This window comes from Streptomyces sp. NPDC058469 (assembly GCF_042721125.1).
GTDB lineage: Bacteria > Actinomycetota > Actinomycetes > Streptomycetales > Streptomycetaceae > Streptomyces.
The window spans coordinates 11,456-25,468 of sequence record NZ_JBHXME010000048.1; the positions used below are offsets into that span (position 1 = coordinate 11,456).

13 protein-coding genes and 1 riboswitch are annotated in these 14,013 nt (G+C 69.4%); of the genes, 11 read left to right on the forward strand and 2 right to left on the reverse strand.

Going from position 1 to position 14,013, the window contains the following annotated elements; translation table 11 throughout:
* The 8 genes from ACFWP5_RS21450 to ACFWP5_RS21485 all read left to right on the forward strand — a co-directional run.
* Positions 1–1,288: cytochrome P450 (locus tag ACFWP5_RS21450; protein ID WP_384158661.1), on the forward strand; the 1,288-nt coding region annotated here is incomplete at its 5' end.
* Positions 1,289–1,456: 168 nt separating this feature from the next.
* On the forward strand, positions 1,457–2,437 hold the full coding sequence (locus ACFWP5_RS21455) for a transglycosylase family protein (protein ID WP_384158664.1): 981 nt from the start codon (positions 1,457–1,459) through the stop codon (positions 2,435–2,437).
* A gap of 193 nt (positions 2,438–2,630) precedes the next feature.
* A riboswitch (cyclic di-AMP (ydaO/yuaA leader) is annotated at positions 2,631–2,813 on the forward strand.
* Between the two features lie 3 nt (positions 2,814–2,816).
* On the forward strand, positions 2,817–3,521 hold the full coding sequence (locus tag ACFWP5_RS21460) for a transglycosylase family protein (protein WP_384158667.1): 705 nt from the start codon (positions 2,817–2,819) through the stop codon (positions 3,519–3,521).
* 361 nt (positions 3,522–3,882) lie between these two features.
* On the forward strand, positions 3,883–5,169 hold the full coding sequence (gene eno / locus ACFWP5_RS21465; RefSeq protein WP_384158670.1) for a phosphopyruvate hydratase: 1,287 nt from the start codon (positions 3,883–3,885) through the stop codon (positions 5,167–5,169).
* Positions 5,170–5,287: 118 nt separating this feature from the next.
* A complete protein-coding gene (locus tag ACFWP5_RS21470) occupies positions 5,288–5,764 on the forward strand; it encodes a septum formation initiator family protein (protein WP_384158673.1) in 477 nt (158 codons plus the stop codon).
* A 35-nt stretch (positions 5,765–5,799) separates the two neighbouring features.
* Positions 5,800–6,330 carry a DUF501 domain-containing protein gene (locus ACFWP5_RS21475; protein WP_384158675.1) on the forward strand — a complete coding sequence of 177 codons (531 nt, stop codon included), beginning with the start codon at positions 5,800–5,802 and terminating at the stop codon, positions 6,328–6,330.
* Positions 6,327–7,313, forward strand: a complete 987-nt coding sequence (locus tag ACFWP5_RS21480) for an exopolyphosphatase (RefSeq protein ID WP_384158678.1) — start codon at positions 6,327–6,329, stop codon at positions 7,311–7,313. Before ACFWP5_RS21475 ends, ACFWP5_RS21480 begins: the two co-directional genes overlap by 4 nt.
* Before the next feature lie 127 nt (positions 7,314–7,440).
* On the forward strand, positions 7,441–7,812 hold the full coding sequence (locus tag ACFWP5_RS21485) for a DUF1963 domain-containing protein (protein WP_384158681.1): 372 nt from the start codon (positions 7,441–7,443) through the stop codon (positions 7,810–7,812).
* On the opposite strand, the gene ACFWP5_RS21490 is transcribed toward ACFWP5_RS21485, so the two are convergent.
* Positions 7,809–8,810 (reverse strand): zinc-binding dehydrogenase, encoded by a 1,002-nt coding sequence (locus tag ACFWP5_RS21490; protein ID WP_384158683.1) that lies wholly within the window; start codon positions 8,808–8,810, stop codon positions 7,809–7,811. The genes ACFWP5_RS21485 and ACFWP5_RS21490 overlap by 4 nt on opposite strands.
* 134 nt (positions 8,811–8,944) lie before the next feature.
* Complete coding sequence (locus ACFWP5_RS21495; protein WP_384158686.1) at positions 8,945–9,808, reverse strand: alpha/beta fold hydrolase; 864 nt, start codon at positions 9,806–9,808, stop codon at positions 8,945–8,947.
* A 103-nt stretch (positions 9,809–9,911) separates the two neighbouring features.
* Between ACFWP5_RS21495 and ACFWP5_RS21500 the strand changes: the two genes are divergently transcribed.
* The 3 genes from ACFWP5_RS21500 (at position 9,912) to ACFWP5_RS21510 (ending at position 13,944) form a co-directional block, all read left to right on the forward strand.
* On the forward strand, positions 9,912–10,391 hold the full coding sequence (locus ACFWP5_RS21500) for a MarR family winged helix-turn-helix transcriptional regulator (protein WP_384158689.1): 480 nt from the start codon (positions 9,912–9,914) through the stop codon (positions 10,389–10,391).
* 649 nt (positions 10,392–11,040) lie between these two features.
* Positions 11,041–12,426: an NAD(P)/FAD-dependent oxidoreductase gene (locus ACFWP5_RS21505; protein ID WP_384158692.1), complete on the forward strand. Its 1,386-nt coding sequence runs from the start codon at positions 11,041–11,043 to the stop codon at positions 12,424–12,426.
* Positions 12,427–12,651: 225 nt separating this feature from the next.
* Positions 12,652–13,944, forward strand: coding sequence for a class I SAM-dependent methyltransferase (locus ACFWP5_RS21510; RefSeq protein ID WP_384158695.1), 1,293 nt, complete (start codon positions 12,652–12,654; stop codon positions 13,942–13,944).
* Positions 13,945–14,013: the final 69 nt, after the last annotated feature.

The following is a 14,013-nucleotide window of genomic DNA, read 5'->3' on the forward strand; positions in this document are numbered from 1 at the left end:
GAACCCCGGGCCCCCCGCCCCCGAACTCTTCACCTGCGAATTCGCCACCAACCCCTACCCCACCTACGCCTGGCTCCGCGAGCACGCCCCCGTGCACAAGACGCGTCTCCCCAGCGGAGTGGAGGCCTGGTTGGTCACCCGGTACGGGGATGCCAAGCAGGCACTCGCGGATCCGCGGCTCTCCAAGAACCCCGCGCATCATGACGAACCGGCGCACGCCAGGGGCAAGACCGGTATCCCGGGTGAGCGCAAGGCCGAGTTGATGACGCATCTGCTGAACATCGACCCGCCGGACCACACCCGCCTCCGACGCCTGGTCAGCAAGGCGTTCACACCCCGGCGGGTGGCCGAATTCGCGCCCCGGGTGCAGGAGTTGACGAACGATCTGATCGACCGGTTCGCCGCGGACGGCTCCGCCGACCTCATCCACGACTTCGCCTTCCCGCTCCCCATCTACGCCATCTGCGACCTGCTCGGCGTCCCCCGCGAGGACCAGGACGACTTCCGGGACTGGGCGGGCATGATGATCCGGCACGGCGGCGGCCCGCGCGGCGGAGTCGCACGGTCCGTCAAGAAGATGCGCGGCTATCTCGCCGAACTCATCCACCGCAAGCGCGAGGCACTCCCCGACAGCCCGGACCCCCTCCCCGGCGAGGACCTCATCTCCGGCCTCATCCGCGCCTCCGACCACGGCGAGCACCTCACCGAGAACGAGGCCGCGGCGATGGCCTTCATCCTGCTCTTCGCGGGGTTCGAGACGACCGTCAATCTCATCGGCAACGGCACCTACGCCCTCCTCACCCACCCCGACCAGCGCGCCCGCCTGGAGAAGTCCCTGGCCGCCGGGGAGCACGGCCTGCTCGAAACCGGCGTAGAAGAACTCCTGCGCTACGACGGCCCGGTGGAGCTCGCCACCTGGCGCTTCGCCACCCGCCCCCTCACCCTCGGCGGGCAGGACATCGCGGCCGGCGACCCCGTGCTGGTCGTGCTGGCCGCCGCGGACCGCGATCCGGAGCGGTTCGCCGATCCAGACGTCCTCGATCTCGGACGCCGTGACAATCAACACCTCGGCTACGGCCACGGCATCCACTACTGCCTCGGCGCCCCGCTCGCCCGCCTGGAGGGCCAGACCGCGCTCGCCACCCTCCTCACCCGCCTCCCCGACCTGCAACTCGCCGCGGATCCGGCCGACTTGCGCTGGCGCGGCGGCCTCATCATGCGCGGACTGCGAACCCTCCCTGTGGAGTTCACCCCGGAGCACCTCCGAACAGGCAATCCGGTCCCGTAAACCCGAAAGTGACAGTTCTTCAACTCTGTGATCTTCACGTGATCTCCGTGGCATTAACTTGTGACAAGTGATCGACTGTGGATACGTTCACCTACCAGCGCGGCGACCCGCACCACCCCCGCACCGCCCGCCGCGCGCTCCCCCCGCTGTCACGCGAAAGGCCTCCGCATGCTCTCCGGGAACGGTCGTCACCGTCGCCCCCGTCAGGCTCCGGCTCTGCTCGTCGCGGCCGGCGTGACCGGCTCCGCCATCGCCATCCCGCTCCTGGGCGCCGCCTCCGCGAACGCCGCCGACGGCACCACCTGGGACAGGGTGGCCAACTGCGAGAGCGGCGGCTCCTGGAGCGAGAACAGCGGCAACGGGTATTACGGCGGCCTGCAGATGTCCCAGGACGAATGGGACAAGTACGGCGGCCTCGCCTACGCCCCGAGCGCCGATCTGGCCAGCCGCTCCCAGCAGATAGCCGTCGCCGAGAAGGTCCTCGACGACAAGGGCACCTCCGCCTGGACCACCTGCGCGCTGCTCTCCGGCCTCACCACGACCTCGGGTTCGACGAACGTCGACACCGGCCTCGCGAGTGACTCCCCGTCGTCCACCCCGACCGACTCGTCCGACTCCGGCTCCGGTTCTTCTGACTCGTCCGACTCATCCGCTTCCTCCGGGTTGTCCGACTCCGGCGTCACGGACTCGAATTCATCCGATTCGTCCGGTAACTCCGGCGGCGACTCGTCGACCAGCCCCTCGCCCACCGCGTCGGACAACTCCGCCAAGTCCGACAAGTCCGCCACTCCTTCGTCCGGTAACGACTCGGTCGTCGCTTCCCCGAAAATTGACGAATCGGACAACCCGGCCCAGGCGGTGGGCAAATGGAGCCTCGTCGACACCGGTGCGCTCGATGATTCCGGCGTGCAGGCGAGCGGTCAGCAGAGTGCCGGGAAGCATCGCGGGGCCAGTGCCGAGGAAAGTGTGTCGCCGCAGACCTACACCGTCCGCGCCGGCGACTCCCTCGCGTCCATCGCCGACTCCCTTGGCTTCGACGGCGGATGGCGTGCGCTCTACGCCGAGAACAAAAAGGTGATAGGCGCCGATCCGACCCAGATCGCCGCCGGTCAGACCTTGGACGTCGGTACGGAAACGGGCGAAAAGTAGCAAGAGAACAGCGGGAGTTCGCGTCACGCTTCGAGTTGAATGTCCGGTTTGGTGAAAGTGTGGGATGAGTCTCAGAAGCCCTGATCGTCTTTGAAATCCCGCGGCTTCCCTGTCTACGGTCAAGGCCGCTCGTCACCACGAGCATCCGGTTGCCGCAACGCCGAGTCCTGCCAGCGGCCTCCGGGAACAGTCGTCGCGTAAAGCGCCGTAGGCAGGAGCGGGGGACCCAAGGTAAGCGCCGGGCCCGGGGGTTGAGAGACGACCGGAACCGGCTAGGGGTGAAGTCGCGCCTCGTACGAGACGTACGAGACGCGGCCGGGCAACTCACACGGCCCGAACCCGACAGCTCACCTCGCAGGCGTCGGTGAGGGGATCTTCCATGCTGTTTTCCGGCAAGGGCAAGCACCGCCGCCCGTCCAAGGCCACCCGCGTCGCCACGCTCGCCGGCGTCACCGGTGTCGCCATAGCCGCCCCGCTCATGGCGGTCGGCAACGCCTCCGCCGCCACCGCGTCCGAGTGGGACACGGTCGCCAGCTGCGAGTCCGGCGGCAACTGGTCCATCAACACCGGTAACGGCTACTACGGCGGCCTGCAGTTCTCCGCCTCGACGTGGGCCGCGTACGGCGGCACCGCCTACGCCTCCACCGCGAACCAGGCCTCCAAGTCCCAGCAGATCTCCGTCGCCGAGAAGGTTCTCGCCGCCCAGGGCAAGGGCGCCTGGCCCACCTGCGGCACCGGCCTGTCGGGCGCCGCCTACTCCGGTGGCAGCTCCTCCAGCTCCAGCTCGAACAGCAGCGGCAACAGCTCGTCGAGCAGCAGCGGCACCACCGACCGCTCCACGTCCGACACGACGGCCTCCCGCTCCGCCGAGCGCCCGGCCGCCAAGAAGACCGTCTCCACCCCGACCGGCAAGAAGGTCAAGAAGGGTGACGGCGAGTACAAGGTCGTCAAGGGCGACACCCTCAGCTCCATCGCCGAGAAGCACAAGGTGAAGGGCGGCTGGCAGCAGCTGTTCAAGCTGAACAAGGACATCGTCGACGACGCCGACTTCATCTACCCGGGCCAGCAGCTCCACCTGAAGTGACAGCGCGCCTCTGACGCCGCGCCGCTGACACTCGGCTCGTAGCTGAACCACAGCGCCCTCACATCCGCGGTGTCCATCATGGAGACCTCGTGAGGGTCACCCCCGTCCCCCACGGGCTCCCCGCTCCGGTGCGTGTTCCCCCGTACGCACCGGGGCGGGGTTTTTTCATGTCCGTCGCCCGGCTTGCTGTCCGTTACTTGGCCCGCTGCTTGCGACGACTCTTTGTTCCGTTCGGAAACAATTTACTCTCGGTTCTGTCCAACAGACGGCCGACCGGATGGCCAATCGCCCGGAGCCGGTTAGGCTCGTCTCGCAGAGCCGCTGCGGTACTGCCGTAGCCGCGTCAGATCCCAAGAAGGAGATGCTCGTGCCGTCCATCGACGTCGTCGTAGCCCGGGAAATCCTGGACTCCCGAGGCAACCCCACGGTCGAGGTCGAGGTCGGCCTCGACGACGGCAGCACGGGTCGTGCCGCCGTTCCGTCCGGCGCCTCCACGGGTGCCTTCGAAGCCGTCGAGCTGCGTGACGGTGACCCCAACCGCTACGGCGGCAAGGGTGTCGAGAAGGCCGTCCTCGCCGTCATCGAGCAGATCGGCCCGGAGCTCGTCGGCTACGACGCCACCGAGCAGCGCCTGATCGACCAGGCGATGTTCGACCTGGACGCCACCGACAACAAGGGCTCGCTCGGCGCCAACGCCATCCTCGGCGTCTCCCTCGCCGTCGCGCACGCCGCGTCCGAGGCCAGCGACCTCCCCCTCTTCCGCTACCTCGGTGGTCCGAACGCGCACCTGCTGCCCGTTCCGATGATGAACATCCTGAACGGCGGCTCGCACGCCGACTCCAACGTGGACATCCAGGAGTTCATGATCGCCCCGATCGGCGCGGAGTCCTTCTCCGAGGCGCTGCGCTGGGGCGCCGAGGTCTACCACACCCTCAAGAAGGTGCTGAAGACCAAGGGCCTGTCCACCGGCCTCGGTGACGAGGGCGGCTTCGCCCCGAACCTGGAGTCCAACCGCGCCGCCCTCGACCTCATCATCGAGGCCATCAAGCAGGCCGGTTACATCCCCGGCGAGCAGATCGCGCTCGCGCTCGACGTCGCCGCGTCCGAGTTCTACAAGGACGGCAAGTACGAGTTCGAGGGCAAGTCCCGCTCGGCCGCCGAGATGACCGAGTACTACGAGGAGCTCGTCGCCGCGTACCCGCTCGTCTCCATCGAGGACCCGCTGTACGAGGACGACTGGGCCGGCTGGAAGGTCATCACCGACCGCATCGGCGACAAGGTCCAGATCGTCGGCGACGACCTCTTCGTCACCAACCCCGAGCGCCTCGCCCGCGGCATCGAGGAGGGCACCGCCAACGCCCTGCTCGTCAAGGTGAACCAGATCGGCTCGCTGACCGAGACCCTGGACGCCGTCGAGATGGCCCAGCGCAACGGCTTCAAGTGCATGATGTCCCACCGCTCCGGCGAGACCGAGGACACCACCATCGCCGACCTCGCCGTCGCGGTGAACTGCGGCCAGATCAAGACCGGCGCCCCGGCCCGCTCGGACCGCGTCGCCAAGTACAACCAGCTGCTCCGCATCGAGGAGATCCTCGACGACGCCGCCGAGTACGCGGGCCGCAGCGCGTTCCCCCGCTTCAAGGTCTGACCCGGTCTGACCCGGCTGACCCCACCAGGGTCAATCCTTAGCCAGTCGTACGTACGTCCCCGCACCCGGTCCCGTACCGTGTGCGGGGACGTACGCACGTGTGAACGGGAGGCGGGACATGGCCGTGAAGGACCGGGACCGGTTCTCCACCGCGACCAGGCTCAAGCTGCTCGGCGAGCAGACGGCGGCCCGTGTCTACCGCTCCCAGACCAAGCGGCAGGCCCGCCGCTCCCGGCTCACCGGCCGGGCGGCCCTCCTAGCCCTGGTGCTGTGCTCGCTGATCGTGGCGCTCGCCTACCCGATAAGGCAGTACGTCTCCCAGCGCGCCGAGATCTCCGATCTCCAACGGCAGCAGGAGCAGGCGCGGGCGCGCGTCGAGCAGCTCCGCGACCTCAAGGCGCGCTGGCAGGACGACTCGTACGCGGAGCAGCAGATCCGGCAGCGGCTGCACTACGTGATGCCCGGGGAGACGGGCTACATCGTGATCGACCCGGACGCGGCCAAGCAGTCGCGCGCCGAACTGGGGGCGGCCGACCGCCCGTGGTACGCGAACGTCTGGGACGGCGTGGACAAGTCCGACGCCTCCGACCAGTGAGAACTGACCCATAGAAAGACGTCCTGAAGACAGTCATGGAAAAGCCCCCGCCGTCCACTCCGCGCACCGAGCCCACCGACGCGGACGTCGAGGCCTTCAAGCAGCAGCTCGGGCGTCCGCCGCGCGGCCTGCGCGCGATCGCGCACCGTTGCCCGTGCGGACAGCCGGACGTGGTGGAGACGGCCCCCCGCCTCCCCGACGGCACCCCCTTCCCGACGACGTACTACCTCACGTGCCCGAGAGCTGCTTCAGCGATCGGCACCCTTGAGGCGAACGGCGTCATGAAGGAGATGACGGAGCGACTGCAGACGGACCCGGCGCTCGCCGCCGCGTACCGCGCCGCGCACGAGGACTACATCGCGCGCCGCGACGCCATCGAGGTCCTGGAGGGCTTCCCGAGCGCGGGCGGCATGCCGGACCGCGTGAAGTGCCTGCACGTCCTGGTGGGCCACTCCCTGGCCGCGGGCCCGGGCGTCAACCCGCTCGGCGACGAGGCGATCGCGATGCTGCCGGAGTGGTGGAGCAAGGGCCCGTGCGTGACGGTGACGAAGGAGGACGACCAGTGACCCGTGTCGCCGCCGTCGACTGCGGTACGAACTCGATCCGCCTCCTCGTCGCCGACGTGGCTGTGTCCAATAGTGCCTACGGCACGGGGCAGACCGGTGAACTCCTGGACCTGGACCGGCGGATGACGATCGTGCGGCTCGGCCAGGGCGTCGACCGCACCGGCCGGCTGGCCCCCGAGGCGCTGGAGCGCACGTTCGCGGCCTGCCGCGACTACGCCACGATCATCAAGGAACTCGGCGCGGAACGCCTCCGCTTCGTGGCCACGTCGGCCTCCCGCGACGCCTCGAACCGCGACGACTTCGTGCGCGGGGTCCTGGACATCCTCGGCGTCGAACCGGAGGTCATCTCCGGCGACGAGGAGGCGGAACTCTCCTTCACGGGCGCGACAAAGGAACTGACCGGCCGAGCCGACCTCGCCAAGCCCTACCTGGTGGTGGACATCGGCGGCGGCTCGACGGAGTTCGTGGTCGGCGACGACGCCGTCCGCGCTGCCCGCTCCGTGGACATCGGCTGCGTCCGCATGACCGAGCGCCACCTGGTCCGCGACGGCGCGGTCACGGACCCGCCCACCGCCGACCAGATCACGGCGATGCGCGCGGACATCGAGGCGGCCCTGGACCTCGCCGAACAGACGGTCCCGCTCCGCGAGGCCCGCACCCTGGTCGGCCTGGCCGGTTCGGTCACCACGGTCTCGGCGATCGCCCAGAACCTCCCCGAGTACGACACGGACGCCATCCACCACTCCCGCGTCTCCTACGACCGTGTCCGCGAGATCACGACCTCCCTGCTCAACTCCACCCACGCCGAACGCGCCGCCATCCCCTCCATGCACCCGGGCCGCGTCGACGTCATCGGCGCGGGCGCCCTCGTACTGCTCTCGATCATGGAACGCGTCGGCGCGACGGAGGTCGTGGTGAGCGAGCACGACATCCTGGACGGCATCGCCTTCAAGGTGGCGGAAGAGGCCGAGGGCGGCAACTAGGGCCCACGGCCCGGATGCCAGTGGCAGACCGGACCACGGACGTCATGACGGACGACTGGTACGTACGCCTCGCGGCCGACCACCTGCCCACCGACCTCGCCGGGCGCTGGACGGCACTCCTACGCCCGTGCATACGCCTGCGCCGAGCCACGGACACCGACCAGGCCGGAACCCCGGGGCTGCCGCCCAACTCCGTTCGTTCCGCCGGGTTTTCGGGCGTCTGCGCAACCGCGTCGGCCATCGGCTCGGCGGTCATGCCGTCCCCGTCCAGGGCCCGGTGGAGTACGAGATCGCGGACGCGGAACTCGGCCCCGGCCACCCCTGGTGCGATCCGCTCCTGGACCGGGAGGCCGAACGCCGGGTCCCGCTCGCCCAGTTCGGCAGCGACAGCGGCGCGGGGATGACGTGGGGCGACACGGGCACCCCGTACTGGCTGATCCGCCCCGAGGACCTCACCGCCCGGCGCTTGGACCGGGTCCGGCTTGTCATCCAGTGTTAGTGCCGGACGCGGACCACCAGCTTCCCGGTGGCCCGGTCGTGCTCCATGTCGTCGTGGGCCTGCGGTACTTGCTCCAGGCCGTCGTACACGCGGTCGACAGGGAAGGCGAGTTGGCCGGCGGCGACCGCGTCGAGGATCTCCTGGAGGGCCGCCGGAGACAGGTCGGACGCGTCGCCGAAGTAGCCCGCCAGGCGGACTCCCCTCGGCAGGTACTCGTTCGGGGAGAAGTCCCGCACCGTCCACTGGTTGGAGAGGCTGCCGCTGAAGCAGGCCGTGCCGTGGACGCGTACCGCGCGCAGGGTGTCGGGGAGGGTCGGGGTGCCGACGAGGTCGAGGGCGGCGTCGACACCGTCCGGGTACAACTCCCGTACGGCAGGCGCCACTTCACCGGTGTCGAGCAGGGGATGGTCTACACCGCGCTCCTTCAGCGAAGCCAGGCGATCGGGGCGGCGAGTCGTGGACAGCACCGTCGCTCCGCGCCAGGTCGCCAGCGCGGCTGCCGCCAGGCCCACCGATGACGTGCCGCCGCGGATCAGCACGGTCTGGCCGGGCTTCAGGTCCAGGCCGACGGTGAGCGAGCCGTAGGCGGTCTGCACCATCTCAGGCAGGGCGCCCAGCACCTCCCAGGGCAGGTCCGTATCGACGGGGATCACCTGGGACAGCGGCACCGACGTGTACTCGGCGTAGCCACCGTCGTAGGTGCGCCCCATGTCGCCCATCATCGCGACGACCTTCTGCCCGGGGGCCAGTCCACTGCCGACCGGGGCCGCGTCCACTGTGCCGGTGGCCTCGATGCCCGGCACCCGCGGAAAGCTGACGCCCTCGCTCACCCCCAGCCGCAGCTTCAACTCCGAGCGGTTGAGGCCGAACGCCTCGACGCGGATACGCACCCAGCCGTCCCGCTCGGGCGGCAGCGGGAGCGTGATCAGCCGCAGGTTCTCCACGGGGCCGGGGGCGGAGAGCCGGACGGCGCGCATGGTGGTCGGCGAGGACGTCATCGGCGTGCCTTCTTCCCGGGGCAGGACAGTCGGTCGGGGGTCGTCAACGTGCGGCCGCCGCGGCTTCATTCCCGACTTGCCCTGGGTTTCCGCCTGTTGAGACCCGCTGTGACCGTGTCCTTGCCCGTGGGGTGTCAGACGGCGTCGACGTCACCGACGAAGGCGAGAAGGGCCTTCGCCAACTCCTCGGGCGCCTCCATCGCGGCGTAGTGGCCGACGCCGTCGAGTGACACCGAGCTCACTTCGGTTGCCGCGGCCCGGGACATGGTGCCGGCCGTGAAGGGGCCGCCGCCCGCGCCGACCGCGAGCACGGGCACGGTCAGGCCGTGCGTGTCGGCGAGGGCCTTGATCTCGGGGCCCTCCCGCAGCATCGACCGGTAGAGGCCGGCCGCCCCGCGCCAGCCGTCGGGGCGGGAGTAGGTGCGGGCGAACTCCTCGATGTCCGCGTCGGTGATCGCTCCCGGGGTCGCGCTCATGGCCGGGAACGCGAACCCTCCCAGGAACTCGCGCTCGCGCCCGGCCAGCAGCAGTTCGGGAATGCCGGGCGCCGCGAGAACGCCGATGTGCCAGGCACCGCCGTGGGCGACGTCGGCCAGCGCTTCGAGGCCGAACCCGGGCAGCCCCATCTCGATCGCGGTGAGACTGAGCACGTCCTGCGGGTGGGTGGTCGCCAGGCGGAAGACGGTCGCCCCGCTGATGTCCTGCCCGGTGAGGTGGACCGGGCCGACGCCGAGCCGCTCGATGAGGAGGTGCAGGTCCTCGGCCGAGGTCTCGCTGTCGTACTCGCCGGGCCCGTTGCCGGAGTCGCCGAAGCCGCGCAGGTCGACGGCGAAGACGCGGTGTGTCCGAGCGAGGATCGGGATGAGCTTGTGGAACGTCCACCAGGTCTCGGGAAACCCGTGGACGAGAAGGACCGGGGACCCGCCGGCTCCCGCCGTCACGTAGTGCAGCCGGGTTCCGTTGACGTCTGCGTGGTGGTGCGTGATGTCCGTGTTCATGGCTGGCCACTCTCAATTCGACAACCTTGTTGTCCATGACGTTAGACAACAAGGTTGTCGTTGTCCAGGGGGGCGGCCGTGGGGGTGGCCGTAGGCTTCGTCCATGTCACGATCCGGCGCTGATCTCGCACTGCTCCTGCTCGGAGGCTTCCGCTCGCTGGTGGACTCCGCGACCGCCGAACTGGCCCGTCGCGGCTACGAGGACGTGCGCCCCGTCCATGACTTCGCCATGCGGGCCATCGCCTCCGGCGCGGACAACGCGTCGGAACTGGGCCGTCGCCTCTCGGTCTCCAAGCAGGCCGCGGCGAAGACCATCGCGGTACTCCAGGACCGCGGATACGTGACACGCGACGCGGACCCCCTCGACGCGCGCCGCAAACGCCTCCAGGTCACCGCACTCGGCTTCGAAGTGCTGCACCAGGGCGAAGCGATCTTCGACGAGCTGCGCGACCGGTGGGAGCGGCAGATCGGTTCCGGCGCACTCGCCGGTCTTGAGGCGCACTTGACGGCACTGGTCGGCGCGCGGCCCGTACGCCTGGACGCGCCGGGCTGGATCGCACCGGACCTCGGCGAGTCGGTGTAGTACTCGCCGAGCGGTGACGTTTCCGGCGTCCAGGGGTCCTGGCGCGGGTCGGCAGTCCGTGATCGGACGTCCGCCACCAGAAGTGGGTAGCCGACATCGACGGCGTCGCGCGCGAGCGGATCGGGGTGCCGGTCGCGCCGGCGGCCGGTCGCGAGGCCCTCCTCTCCGGCCTCGGCGAGCATGGAGGTCCTGAACGGGGTCGGAACCCCGAATTATTACCGGCCGGTAGTAAACTCCTGAGCAGCCCATATAACGTATGAGCGGAAGCAGGGGCGCTCTCGGACCCCCTTCAGAACGCGTCCGTAAGAAAGTTCGTGAAGTTCTTCACAAGGAATTCTGTCCTGTTGAGCGACGAGACTGCCCCGGTTGGCCCTTCCGGGGTCCCGGCGGGCCTGAGGGCGTGCTCGGCGGGGCGGTACAGGAGTGATTCGGGGGAGTTTCGGGAGGGTGTCGCGGAGGTGTGGTCCAGAGGGGCCGACGGGGTAGAGCGGCAGCTCACGCGGCCTTGACAACGGGGCGAACCGACCCGTGGTTCCCCGCCCGCGGAGTGACTTGGATCATGCGAGTCGCGGAGGATAACACACCCCCCACCGAAGCTTGTGAAGGGGCGCACGAGCGACCCCCCAGGGGCAGGTGGATACTCGATGGCATGAGCACCACGGAGCGTCCCAGGATCCTCGTAGTAGGCGGTGGGTACGTAGGCCTGTACGCAGCTCGGCGCATTCTCAAGAAGATGCGCTACGGCGAGGCGACCGTCACGGTCGTCGACCCCCGGTCGTACATGACCTACCAGCCCTTCCTCCCCGAAGCCGCCGCCGGCAGCATCTCCCCTCGGCACGTCGTCGTCCCGCTGCGACGCGTGCTGCCGAAGGCGGAGGTCCTCACCGGCCGGGTCACGACCATCGACCAGGACCGCAAGGTCGCCACGATCGCCCCCCTCGTGGGTGAGGCGTACGAGCTGCCTTTCGACTACCTCGTCATCGCGATGGGCGCGGTCTCCCGCACCTTCCCGATCCCCGGCCTCGCCGAGCAGGGCATCGGCATGAAGGGCATCGAGGAGTCCATCGGTCTGCGCAACCACGTCCTCGAGCAGCTCGACAAGGCCGACTCCACCACCGACGAGGAGATCCGCCGCAAGGCGCTCACCTTCGTCTTCATCGGCGGCGGTTTCGCCGGTGCGGAGACCATCGGTGAGGTCGAGGACATGGCCCGGGACGCGGCCAAGTACTACAACAACGTCTCCCGCGAGGACATGCGCTTCGTCCTCGTCGACGCCGCCGACAAGATCCTCCCGGAGGTCGGCCCCAAGCTCGGCCTCTACGGCAAGGAGCACCTGGAGAGCCGCGGGATCGAGATCTACCTCTCGACCTCGATGGACTCCTGCGTCGACGGTCACGTGGTGCTGAAGAACGGCCTCGAGGTCGACTCCAACACGATCGTCTGGACGGCCGGCGTCAAGCCGAACCCCGTTCTCTCCCGCTTCGGCCTCCCGCTCGGCCCGCGCGGTCACGTCGACGCCCAGCCGACCCTCCAGGTCACCGGCACCGACTACGTCTGGGCCGCCGGCGACAACGCCCAGGTGCCCGACCTCGCCGCCCGCAAGGCCGGCGTCGAGAACGCCTGGTGCCCGCCGAACGCCCAGCACGCGCTGCGCCAGGCGAAGGTCCTCGGCGACAACGTGATCTCCGGTATGCGGGGCTTCCCGCAGAAGGAGTACTCGCACGCCAACAAGGGTGCGGTGGCGGGTCTCGGCCTCCACAAGGGCGTCGCGATGATCGTCATGGGCAAGGTGAAGATCAAGGTCAAGGGCCGTCTCGCCTGGTACATGCACCGCGGCTACCACGGTCTGGCGATGCCGACCTGGAACCGCAAGATCCGCGTCTTCGCCGACTGGACGCTCGCGATGTTCCTCAAGCGCGAGGTCGTGTCGCTCGGCGCCATGGAGAACCCCCGCGAGGAGTTCTACGAGGCAGCCAAGCCGGCGCCGGCTCCGGCCGCCGCCGCGAAGACCGAGGAGAAGGCCAAGGCCTCCTGACCTCCGGTCACCTCTGAAGCACGCCCGAAGGGGCCTCCCGCCATCCGTGGTGCGGGCGGCCCCTTCGGCGTTCCCGGGCTTCCAGACGCTCCCGGCACGCCTCCGTACATGGTGACTACACCTATTTTGCCTACTCGTAACGCTCAAGCAGGACTGCGATCGGGCCTGGCTGGTGTTTACGTAGTGATGGACAATTCCGGGATCCGCGTCACGGAGGTGTGCGCCATGGCTGATGCCGCGCTGCGGCTCAAATCCCTCTTCGAACAGCTACTGGGAACCCCCATCCAGGTGCGCATCCGCGCCTGGGACGGTTCCGAGGCAGGACCGCCCGATGCGCCGACCCTGGTCGTGCGCAATCGCCGCGCCCTGCGCCGACTCCTGTGGAAGCCCGGCGAACTGGGCATGGCACGCGCCTGGGTCTCCGGCGACCTGGGCATCGAGGGCGACCTGTACGCCGCCCTCGACGCGATGTCCTCGCTGGTGTGGGAGCGCGGCGACGACGCCCGCACCCTCGCCCAGGCCCTGCGCGACCCCGAGGTACGGTCCGCCGTGCGCGGACTGGTCAGACTCGGCGGGCTCCCGCTGCCGCCCGCCCCGCCTCCGGAGGAGGTCCGCCGCAGCCGCGCCCACCTCCACACCAAACGCACCGACAAGCGCGCCATCAGCCACCACTACGACGTCGGCAACGACTTCTACGAGATCGTTCTCGGCCCGTCCATGGTCTACTCCTGCGCCTACTGGGAATCCCCGGACGGCACCCTGGAGGACGCACAGCGCGACAAGCTCGAACTCATCTGCCGCAAGCTGAAGTTGACGCCGGGTCAGCGACTGCTCGACGTCGGCTGCGGCTGGGGTTCGATGGCGATCCACGCGGCCCGCGAGTACGGCGTGAGCGTGGTCGGCGTGACCCTCTCGCAGGAACAGGCGGCCTACGCCCGTAAGCGCGTCGCGGGGGAGGGGCTCACCGACAAGGTGGAGATCCGGGTGCAGGACTACCGGGACGTCGCCGACGGGCCCTACGACGCCATCTCCTCCGTCGGTATGGCCGAACACGTGGGCGCCGAGCGGTACTTGGAGTACGCGGGGGTCCTCCACTCGCTGCTCAAGCCCGGCGGGCGGCTCCTGAACCACCAGATCGCCCGCCGCCCGCACCGCGACGAATCCTCGTACAGCATCGACGAGTTCATCGACTCCTATGTCTTCCCCGACGGCGAACTCGCCCCGATCGGCACCACGGTGACCCAGTTGGAGCGCGCCGGCCTTGAGGTGCGCGACGTCGAGGTGATCCGCGAGCACTACGCGCTCACCCTGCGCCGCTGGGTCGCCAACCTTGAGGCCGACTGGGCGCGTGCGGCCAAGCTCGCCGGGGCCGGCCGGGCGCGCGTGTGGCGCCTGTACATGGCGGCCTCCGCGCTCGCCTTCGAGCGCAACCGCATCGGCGTCAACCAGGTCCTGGCCGTCCGCACCCCGGACTCCGGGAACTCCGGGGTGCCGCTGCGCGCCCGCACCTGGAACTGAACGCGTTTTTGGAGAACAGCGAGAACAGCGAGGGGCCCCGTTCCGATCCGGAACGGGGCCCCTTCCTGT

What these genes read in the sequence shown, in the direction of transcription:
- ACFWP5_RS21455 (WP_384158664.1), top strand. Translation starts at nt 1,457, where the DNA reads ATGCTCTCCGGGAACGGTCGTCACCGTCGCCCCCGTCAGGCTCCGGCT.
- ACFWP5_RS21460 (WP_384158667.1), top strand. Translation starts at nt 2,817, where the DNA reads ATGCTGTTTTCCGGCAAGGGCAAGCACCGCCGCCCGTCCAAGGCCACC.
- eno (WP_384158670.1), top strand. Translation starts at nt 3,883, where the DNA reads ATGCTCGTGCCGTCCATCGACGTCGTCGTAGCCCGGGAAATCCTGGAC.
- ACFWP5_RS21470 (WP_384158673.1), top strand. Translation starts at nt 5,288, where the DNA reads ATGGCCGTGAAGGACCGGGACCGGTTCTCCACCGCGACCAGGCTCAAG.
- ACFWP5_RS21475 (WP_384158675.1), top strand. Translation starts at nt 5,800, where the DNA reads ATGGAAAAGCCCCCGCCGTCCACTCCGCGCACCGAGCCCACCGACGCG.
- ACFWP5_RS21490 (WP_384158683.1), bottom strand. Translation starts at nt 8,810, where the DNA reads ATGACGTCCTCGCCGACCACCATGCGCGCCGTCCGGCTCTCCGCCCCC.
- ACFWP5_RS21495 (WP_384158686.1), bottom strand. Translation starts at nt 9,808, where the DNA reads ATGAACACGGACATCACGCACCACCACGCAGACGTCAACGGAACCCGG.
- ACFWP5_RS21500 (WP_384158689.1), top strand. Translation starts at nt 9,912, where the DNA reads ATGTCACGATCCGGCGCTGATCTCGCACTGCTCCTGCTCGGAGGCTTC.
- ACFWP5_RS21505 (WP_384158692.1), top strand. Translation starts at nt 11,041, where the DNA reads ATGAGCACCACGGAGCGTCCCAGGATCCTCGTAGTAGGCGGTGGGTAC.
- ACFWP5_RS21510 (WP_384158695.1), top strand. Translation starts at nt 12,652, where the DNA reads ATGGCTGATGCCGCGCTGCGGCTCAAATCCCTCTTCGAACAGCTACTG.